Origin of the sequence: Burkholderia sp. Bp9140 (genome assembly GCF_003853425.1) — a bacterium.
Lineage (GTDB): Bacteria > Pseudomonadota > Gammaproteobacteria > Burkholderiales > Burkholderiaceae > Burkholderia.
The window spans coordinates 1-9,225 of the sequence record NZ_QTPQ01000079.1; the positions used below are offsets into that span (position 1 = coordinate 1).

A 9,225-nucleotide genomic window follows, 5' to 3' on the forward strand; every position below is an offset into this window, starting at 1 on the left:
GCCACGCGAGTTTCGCCAGCAAGAAAATTCGCTAACCTAAGCGTGACTGCGTGTCCGGTCATGCAGGGGCAAGTCCACGACTCAACTTCGAAATCAAGACGTCTTAGAAAACGAAACGCAGACGAATCTTCGCCACCAGAGAAGGTTGCGCGATCCAGTGGTTCCCCAGTTGCGTATTTAACAGCCAGCGATAGGACCAACTTCGGCGGATAGCGTTTGCCGTCGTAGAGCAAATCGTAACCGGTAGATTCAGCATCCTTCGGCACACCGTCCCGATCGATTTCCTGCAAAGCTAATCGGACGTGCTCTGGCGTTACGGTCTCCGTCGCTGCGGCGAATGTTTCGCTACGCCACTCTCCTTTCAATGGGGGGACGTAATAGTCGAGCTGGGTCGTACCGCGCTCTGTTTCAAGGCGCTTCCGAATCGCTTGCAGTTCTCGATCCAGTTGAATTGGATCCATGCGATTGACGACGCGGCGCTCACGTTGCGAATAATGTCGAACAATGGTCTTCCGGTCGTTCTGACCGAAGATGCGCTCGAAGTCATCTGGGAACAGCAAGAAGAGCAGCATGTGGCGAAACTGTCTTGCTTCCCAATCGGGAACCTGGCGAAGCCATTCATCAAAGGCCCAACCGTCGGCGATCAGCTCCAGTTGTTGAATGTTGCTTAGTTCACTGAAGCGACGGAGGAAGTTGATTAGGAAGACCAGCTCGCGCCATTGATTTTGATTGAAGCCGGGGCCGGCACTACCAACACCCGCGAGCACGTCGTCATCTAGCCAGCGGGAATCCGTCGGCAGTGGTTCGCCGGACCACGACCAGATGGTCTGGATAGTCTTGCGTTTGCGACCTGCTGTTAGGCTGCTTGGACAGAGGTACAAAAGCCACATCATTTCCGCGACCAATTGCTTCGTGGAGTTCGCGGTTGGTGCGAGCTGATTCTCTAACTTCTCAAGAAATTTTCCGTCGCCGAGATCCGGGTTGCGGACGAAGTGTTCATCGAGCAAGTCGAGAGCTGGCGATGTCCAAAGCGACTGATTTGTCAGGACTGAGCGGTTGCCTAAGAGAGCTGCGTCGCGCCAGTGGATGGCCGCCTCGAGGATGGATTTGGGATCGTCGTCCCCGCAGTACCTGCTCATAAATCGCCCCTGCAGTTTTCTATGTATGAAGCACTGATTGTATCGATAGATCGTGCAGACTACGTTGCACGCCCTGACGTGTCCCGCACACACTGGCGCTGACCTGCCCCCTTCAATAGGGCCAATGGGCTTCTAGCAAAGTCCCTTTAAACCAACTCCTGGAAAGCGGCAGGAGCATCCGCGGTTGCCCGATGTTTCGCCGCAAACTCTGACGGCGCAAGGTAGTTCAGTGCGCTGTGCGGCCTTTGCTCGTTGTAGTCCTGACGCCATGCCGCGATGACAGCCCGAGCGTGCGCGAGCGTCGTGAACCAGTGCTCGTTAAGGCATTCGTCGCGGAACTTGCCGTTGAACGATTCGATGTACGCATTCTGCGTTGGCTTGCCCGCCTGAATCAACTTCAGTGTGACGCCGTTCGCATACGCCCACTGGTCAAGCGCCTGGCTCGTAAATTCCGGTCCCTGGTCAGTTCTCAGCGCCTTGGGATAGCCCCGGAAGCGAGCTGCACGGTCCAATGCCCGAGCGACATACAAACCTGAGATGCCATGGTCGACGACGATGTCGACAGCTTCTTTCGTGAAGTCGTCGACGACGGTCAGGCACTTCACGCGCCGGCCGTTGGAAAGCGCATCCATCACGAAATCGATTGACCACACCTCGTTGGTGTCAAACGCATTTGAAATCTGAGCCACTTCGCGCCTGATCGCGCAAAGTAAAACTGAGCCAGTCGTTACCTCTTCGATGAGGAAACGTGGCCAGCTTGGCGTTGCTGTTTCAGTCTGTAGCTGTCTCCTTTGATCTGGATGATGTGGGCGTGGTGCAGGATGCGGTCGAGCATAGCTGCAGTCAGTGTGGTGTTACCGCCGACCGAGACGAGGCCTTCGTGGCTCACGCGCCGCTCGAGCCAGATCACGCCGTTGAAGGTGCCGGCCGGCAACGCCTGCAGTGCGGGGTGCTCCTCACCGAAGTGCTGGGCGACGACGCGGCGCGTCGCGCCGTGCACGCGCACATTGGCCACCGTGTCGAGCCACTCGCGCAACTGTCGGTTCAGGTCGGCGAGATTCTGGAAGCGACGCGCCAGGAAGAGTCCTGCCGGATATAGCGATACGGCCGCTCGACCTTACCCTTGGTCTTGGCGCGATACGCCTTGCAGGCACGCGGTGCGAAGCCGTAGTGCTGCGCAAACGCGACCAGCTTCGCGTTGTGGACGATGTGCTTTGTCAGCGTCGGATAGATACTCCCCACTTTCGTCGAAGTAATTTTCCCCAGTTTTTTATCTGACGGCGCCGCGGTAGCGGCGCCGTCCTGTCGATCGACGACCATATCGCCCTGGAGATCCGTCGTGGGGGTGTCGGTGGTCGAGCTGGAGGAAGTGATGACGATTCTGGAATTGCATCGGCAAGGGCTGAGTATTTCGGCCATCGCTGCTCGACTGGGTATGGACCGCAAGACCGTTCGTAAATACATCAGGAATGGCGTTCAGGCGCCACGTTACGGTCCGCGCGCACCGCGACCGTGCGTGGTCGATCCGTTCGTCCACTACATCACCGAGCGTGTGCGCGAGTTTCCCGACCTGAGCGTCGAGCGACTGCTGCGCGAGATTCGGGCTATGGGGTACACCGGCGGCCGCACGGCGCTGGGCGACCTGGTTCGGGAGGTTCGGCCGCCTCGCCACCGTGGCTTCGAGGTGCGCTTCGAGACGCCTACCGGGCATCAAGCGCAGGTGGATTTCGCCCACTTCAATGTCGAGTTCGGCGACGCGCCTGGCCAGCGACGCTCGATCTTGCTGTTCTCGATCGTGCTTGGGCACAGCCGCTATCTCTGGGGACGATTCGTCGAGCATCAGGACCTGCAGACCGTCCTGCGCTGCCACATGGAAGCGTTCGAGCACCTCGGCGGCGCTCCGCGCGAGATTCTGTACGACCGGATGAAGGCGGCCGTGCTGGGCGAAGTCGAGAAGCACATCGTCTACAACGCGAAGCTGGTCGCGTTTGCGCAGCACTACGGCTTCGCACCGCGTGCCTGCAAGGCGTATCGCGCCAAGACCAAGGGTAAGGTCGAGCGGCCGTATCGCTATATCCGGCAGGACTCTTCCTGGCGCGTCGCTTCCAGAATCTCGCCGACCTGAACCGACAGTTGCGCGAGTGGCTCGACACGGTGGCCAATGTGCGTGTGCACGGCACGACGCACCGCGTCGTCGCCCAGCACTTCGGTGAGGAGCGCCCCGCACTGCAGGCGTTGCCGGCCGGCACCTTCAACGGCGTGATCCGGCTCGAGCGGCGCGTGAGCCACGAAGGCCTCGTCTCGGTCGGCGGCAACTACTACAGCGTGCCCGATCGTACTCGCAAGCGCACGCTCGACGTCCATAGTCTGGCTCACGAGATCCGCATCTACGAAGACGGGGAACTGCTGGCGGTTCATCCCGTGCTCGAAGGTCGACGACGAACCTCGTTGTTGCCCGGTCATCGACGCACAAATCAGCGTAAGCAGCCGGCACGACACCAGGCGCCATCGGTGACGGAAGCCGTGGCTCGGCGGCCTCTGTCGTTCTATGACCAGGTCGCCAGACGCCTCGCGAACGCCGGGAGGGCCGCATGAGCAGCGCGCCCGTATCGACACTGGAACGCATCCGACGCTATCTCGTCGGCTTGCGCGTGCCGCGTGCACTCGAAACGCTGGACGCCACCCTGAATCGCTTCGAGCAAGGCGACAGCTCGATGCTGGAAGTGTTGGAAACGCTGCTGGGCGAGGAGTTCACGACGCGCGAGACCCGCCGCATCCGGATGGCGCTGCAGACCGCGCGGCTCGGCACGATCAAGACGCTGGCCGGTTACGACTTCAGCTTCCAGCCCAGCCTCGAGCGCGATCGCATCATGGCGCTTGCGCAGCTCGATTTCATCGAACGACGGCAGACCGTTCACTTCCTGGGGCCGCCCGGTACGGGCAAATCGCACCTGTCCATTGCGCTGGGCGTGGAAGCCGTGCGCGCTGGCAAGAGCGTTTACTTCGGCTCGCTGGCCGAGATCGTCAACTCGATGGCCAAGGCCGAGCGGGAGGGCAACCTGGCGCAGCGCGTGCGCTTCCTTGCCCGTAACAGCCTGTTGATCGTTGACGAGATCGGGTACCTGCCCATCGGCTCCAACGGCGGCAACCTGTTCTTCCAGCTCGTCAACGCCTGCTACGAGCGCTGCGCAATCATCCTGACGTCCAATCGCAGCTTCGGCGAATGGGGCGAGGTGTTCGGCGACAGCGTGGTCGCCGCGGCGCTGCTCGACCGGCTGCTGCATCACGCGATCGTCGTGCAAATCGAAGGCACATCGTACCGCCTACGAGAACACGCCGATCTCCTGCCCGACCATTTGCGCAACCGACCGTCCTCTCTGAATCCCGCGCCCGCTGAACCAGTTCGTCGGCGCCCGGGCCGTCCTCGAAGGAGCTCATCCGATCACATCGCCGGCTGATCACCGTCCGAACAGGGTGGGGAATTTTACTTCGACACTTCTGGGGAAATTACGTCCGACGTTGACAGTGCTTCTCGACTTCGCCCAGCGCGGCCGCCTTCATCCGGTCGTACAGAATCTCGCGCGGAGCGCTGCCGAGGTGCTCGAACGCTTCATGTGGCAGCGTAGGACGGTCTGCAGGTCCTAATGCTCGACGAAGCGCTCCCAGAGATAGCGGCCGTGTCCAAGCACAATCGAGAACAGCCAGATCGAACGTGGCTGGCCAGGCGCGTTGCCGAACTCGACATTGAAGTGGGCGAAGTCCACCTGTGCTTGATGCCCGGCAATCGTCTCAAAGCGCACCTCGAAGCCGCGCTGGCGTGGCGGGCGGACCTCCAGAATCAGGTCGCCCAATGCCGTGCGGCCGCCCGTGTAACCCATCGCCCGAATCTCCCGCAGCAGGCGCTCGACGCTCAGGTCGGGGAACTCGCGGACACGTTCGGTGACGTAGTGGACGAACGGATCGACCACGCACGGTCGCGGTGCGCGCGGACCGTAACGCGGCGCCTGAACGCTATTTACGAACGGTCTTGCGGTCCATACTCAGTCGAGCGGTGATGACCGAAATACTGAGCCCTTGCCGATGCAATTCCAGAATCGTCATCACTTCCTCCAGCTCGACTACCGACACTCCCACGACGGATCTCCAGGGCGATATCACATGTTTGGGTCACTCGCCAAATGGAGTTCTGGGCACGTAGAATTGACACCAACTGGATTGACCGCCTGCAGACGGTGAGCGCGACGAGCGCAAGCGCCTGCGGCGATATCCGATTGATCGTTCATTGCCGGCCTCCTAATGACCGTCGCGGCGCAACGTGTTTTTGAACTTACAAAAATAGGCCCAATAGTGTCGACAGACCATCCAAGTGCTAGCTTCGATGAGGCATTCGTCCGAACGCAAAAACTGATCGATGACTTTCGATCAAACGAACCGTTCTTTCTTTCGCCCCAGTTCTCAGAGCAAGCCGCACGCAAAGATTTCATTGACAAGCTGTTCATAGCCCTTGGGTGGGACGTAAACCATCACGTCCAAAAAAACCCGTATGAACAAGAAGTAACAATTGAACGAGGCGTAGTAACAGGCGCAGCAAAGCGGCGAGCGGACTATGCCTTTTCGCTTAGCCCTCATTTTAATCGGACGTTATTCTTTGTCGAGGCAAAAAAACCTCAATCTGACATTGCAATTGCCGATAATTACTTTCAAGCAATTCGGTATGCGTGGAGCAACCGGCATCCGCTTGTCGTGCTAACTGATTTCAATAGCGTCCATATAATTGATAGCCGCTTTCAGCCGGATGTTGACACGGCACTGAATCGGAAAGTAAAAACGTGGAATTATCAAGAATTCGCGAGTCAGGAGACGTTCGCGGAATTTTATTATTTGTTCTCGCGTGAAGCTGTCGCAAACAACAGCATCGAAAAATTTGCCGCTACTATGCCTCGCCCGAAGGGGCGGGCGGTACAGTTAACACTGTTTAAAAATAGTTTCAAAAGCATCGATGAACTGTTCCTCGAAAAACTCGACGGCTACAGATCAGAGCTCGCAAATTCGTTTCATCAGAAAAACCCGGCGCTTGATGGGTCGATGCTGACCGAGATTGTTCAACGCACGTTGGATCGATTAGTATTTGTTCGATTTCTAGAGGATAAGTTAATCGAACCAAAGCCAATCATCAGTCAAATTGTTCAAAGTGATAAGCCATGGCGCGACTTTGTCAGCACCTCGCAGCGACTCGATAGTATTTATAACGGCATTGTCTTTAAGCCGCATGCTATTCTCGATTCTGCGAATTTCCGAGTGGATAATCGAGTCTTTAGCGATATATGTAAAGACTTATCTGACCCGCAATCCCCGTATGATTTCAATAATGTTCCAATAAGTATTCTTGGAAGCATATACGAGCGCTTCCTTGGAAAGGTAATTGTTGTCGATGGCAAGGAAGCAAGCGTTACGGAGAAACCAGAAGTTCGCAAGGCGGGCGGTGTTTACTACACTCCAGAAATTATTGTTAGTAGAATTGTAGAAAATACGATAGGTCGCTTAATCGATGGAAAGGCGCCTGAAGCCATTCGAAAAATGCGATTCGCCGATATTGCCTGCGGCAGCGGTTCTTTTTTGATTGGAGTCTACGATTATTTATTGCGACATTATGCTTCTTATTATAATGCGAATCCAGGCAAAGTTAAACCTGGCGACTGCGTGGATCGGGATGGCGTTTTGCATTTATCGCTGGCAAAAAAGCGAGAAATTTTGCTTACACATATTCACGGAGTTGATATCGACCATCAAGCTGTTGAAGTGGCTCAGCTTTCGCTGTATCTTCGCTTGCTTCAAGAGGAAACGACGGCAACCGCGAACAATTACCAGCACGAAATTCATCAAGCAATACTTCCCTCGCTAAACCGAAACATCGTTTGTGGAAACTCGCTCATTGATCCTGGCATGTTCAGTGATGATCTGTTTCCGGCAGATATTGTGGCGGAGCGGCGAATCAATGCAATGGACTTTCGGAGTCAATTTCCGACCATTGCTCGTGAGGGAGGGTTTGATGCGATTGTCGGAAACCCTCCATATATCCGCATTCAGGTTATGAAGGAGTGGGCGCCATTAGAAGTTGGGATTCTTAGGGATAAATATCTTTCAACGCAGAAAGGAAATTACGACGTATATGTGGCGTTTGTAGAGCGAGGGCTCAGTCTTCTTAATAAGGGAGGGCGTTTAGGTTTTATTCTCCCGCACAAGTTTTTCAATGCAAAATACGGCGCTCCGCTCAGAAATATTATATCTGAGCGTAAGTCAATTCACGAAATTGTACATTTCGGCGATTTCCAAATATTTGCTGGCGCGACAACTTACACCAGTCTATTATTTCTGACTGGCTCGCCGAATGCAAAATTCACGTTTCGTCGCGTCGATGATTTGTCCGCGTGGGCGACGAAAGACGAAGCTACTTCTGACACGATCTCCGCACCTCCAGCCGGAGAGGGAGAATGGAATTTCGTAGTGGGTGAGGGAAATGCACTTTTCAAAAAATTGCAAAAAATCCCTGATCGGTTTGGGGATCATTGCAATATTTTCGTCGGATTGCAAACCAGCGCTGACGACGTATATATAATGGATGTTTTGAAAGAGACCAAGCACTCCGTCCAACTATATTCGAAGGCGCTACGGCAACCAGTGACGTTGGAGAACGCACTGCTTCATCCGCTGGTGAGTGGAACGGACGTTGATAGATACGCGCCTTTGCCGAAGCGGCAGGTTATTCTTTTTCCGTACTTCATCAGCGATAACTCCGCTGAGTTAATAAAATTTGACGAGATTGAAAAAAAATATCCCAAAATCGCCAACTATTTGTTGGAATGTGAGCGGAAACTTCGCGGCCGGGAAAAGGGGAAATTCAACGACGACGGATGGTACAGGTTTGGGCGGAGCCAAAATCTGACCAAGCAGGAACAGCGTAAGATATGCGTGCCTCGGCTGGTGGATGAATTACACGCAACGATGGACGAAAGCGCCATCCATTTCTTGGATAATGTCGATGTAGGGGGGGTGACGCTGAAGGACAGCGCGACAGAGACCGAGCTGTACTACGTTCTCGGCTTGCTGAACTCTACGCTCTTGCGTTGGTACTTTCCGTTTATCAGTGCGCCGTTCCGAGGCGGCTTCCGTTCTGCGAACAGGCAATTTCTCGAAAAGCTGCCGATTGTCTGGGCGCATGCGAAGCAGAAATCGGTACGTACACAGATTGATAAAGTTGCGTTGCTCGCTCGTAAGCGGTTTGCACTTGCGACTGAATTGTCAGAGGCGCTCTCAGATCGAGATCGAGCATTCTTCGAAGCTAAAGTTAGCGCTGCGGACAGGCAGATCGACGATGCAGTGTTCAAGTTGTACGGCTTAACTGAGGAGGAAATTCAGTTGGTAGAGTCTAGCGTTGCGAAAAACGCGACGTGACCTCCGCAGCTCTGCGATCAATTGCCGGTATCCGGCACGAGTGACGACTTAACGGGGGGGAGCCATTCAGGGCTGACCTTGCCCGTTACGCTTTATGACCGCGCTCGATCGGGATGACTTTACGCCACGAAAGCCAATGAACCGACCTCGACCACCACTCCCTCGCAGTACCGGCGCGAAGCGGTGGCTGCTTCATCCTTCGTGGGCGTTCACCGATGAATCACTCCCAAGCTTCAACTGGTCCGAAAATTCGAGGGCAGGTCACATTACGGCATCGTGATACACCGAAGTATCGAATAGCGGCCGGAGGTCGAACGGTGCCGCCGCTAGGTTGATCGGTTTCGATCCGCCGAGCATCTCCGGAAATCCGTCATCGAATCGCAGACGGCCCGCACTACACGTTGAGACGCGGCGAACCATGCGAGCAGGCGTAGGCGAGCTTGCAACAGGGACATAGCCGGCCCGCTGAGCAACGGCAACACTTCGCGTTGAACGAAGTCAGAGCAGTCCCCAGGCTTTCACGTATCTTCGAGTTCGACATAGAACTCCCTGCGTCCGTCGTAAGCGGCCAGCCAACGCATCTTGACGAGCGAGTTTAGGCGGCGGTCGAGACAGGCTGCCAGCGATGCGGCAG

The 9,225-nt window shown here is 55.8% G+C and carries 2 protein-coding genes and 6 pseudogenes; 3 read left to right on the forward strand and 5 right to left on the reverse strand.

What is annotated here, in order from left to right; genetic code table 11:
- The 4 pseudogenes from DIE21_RS36360 to DIE21_RS36370 all read right to left on the reverse strand — a co-directional run.
- Positions 1-1,139 (reverse strand): annotated as a pseudogene (locus tag DIE21_RS36360) (DUF3578 domain-containing protein); the annotation flags it as partial.
- A 146-nt stretch (positions 1,140-1,285) separates the two neighbouring features.
- Positions 1,286-1,801, reverse strand: a pseudogene (locus DIE21_RS36365) (IS3-like element ISBam2 family transposase); the annotation flags it as partial.
- A 65-nt stretch (positions 1,802-1,866) separates the two neighbouring features.
- Positions 1,867-2,001: pseudogene (locus tag DIE21_RS38100) on the reverse strand (ATP-binding protein); the annotation flags it as partial.
- Positions 1,993-2,354, reverse strand: a pseudogene (locus DIE21_RS36370) (IS21 family transposase); the annotation flags it as partial. The pseudogenes DIE21_RS38100 and DIE21_RS36370, both read right to left, overlap by 9 nt.
- A gap of 124 nt (positions 2,355-2,478) precedes the next feature.
- Here DIE21_RS36370 and istA point away from each other — a divergent pair.
- Positions 2,479-3,734 (forward strand): annotated as a pseudogene (gene istA / locus DIE21_RS36380) (IS21 family transposase).
- A complete protein-coding gene (gene istB, locus DIE21_RS36385; protein ID WP_124502154.1) occupies positions 3,731-4,597 on the forward strand; it encodes an IS21-like element ISBcen28 family helper ATPase IstB in 867 nt (288 codons plus the stop codon). The pseudogene istA and the gene istB overlap by 4 nt, the downstream one beginning before the upstream one ends.
- A gap of 67 nt (positions 4,598-4,664) precedes the next feature.
- Here istB and DIE21_RS36390 read toward each other — a convergent pair.
- Positions 4,665-5,273 (reverse strand): annotated as a pseudogene (locus tag DIE21_RS36390) (IS21 family transposase); the annotation flags it as partial.
- A gap of 162 nt (positions 5,274-5,435) precedes the next feature.
- Here DIE21_RS36390 and DIE21_RS36395 point away from each other — a divergent pair.
- The gene (locus DIE21_RS36395; RefSeq protein ID WP_124502155.1) at positions 5,436-8,591 is read left to right on the forward strand and encodes an Eco57I restriction-modification methylase domain-containing protein; all 3,156 of its coding nucleotides are present in this window, start codon (positions 5,436-5,438) and stop codon (positions 8,589-8,591) included.
- Positions 8,592-9,225 lie beyond the last annotated feature (634 nt).

Coding starts and splice junctions, on each gene's coding strand:
- DIE21_RS36395 (WP_124502155.1), top strand. CDS start 5,436: ATGACCGTCGCGGCGCAACGTGTTTTTGAACTTACAAAAATAGGCCCA.
- istB (WP_124502154.1), top strand. CDS start 3,731: ATGAGCAGCGCGCCCGTATCGACACTGGAACGCATCCGACGCTATCTC.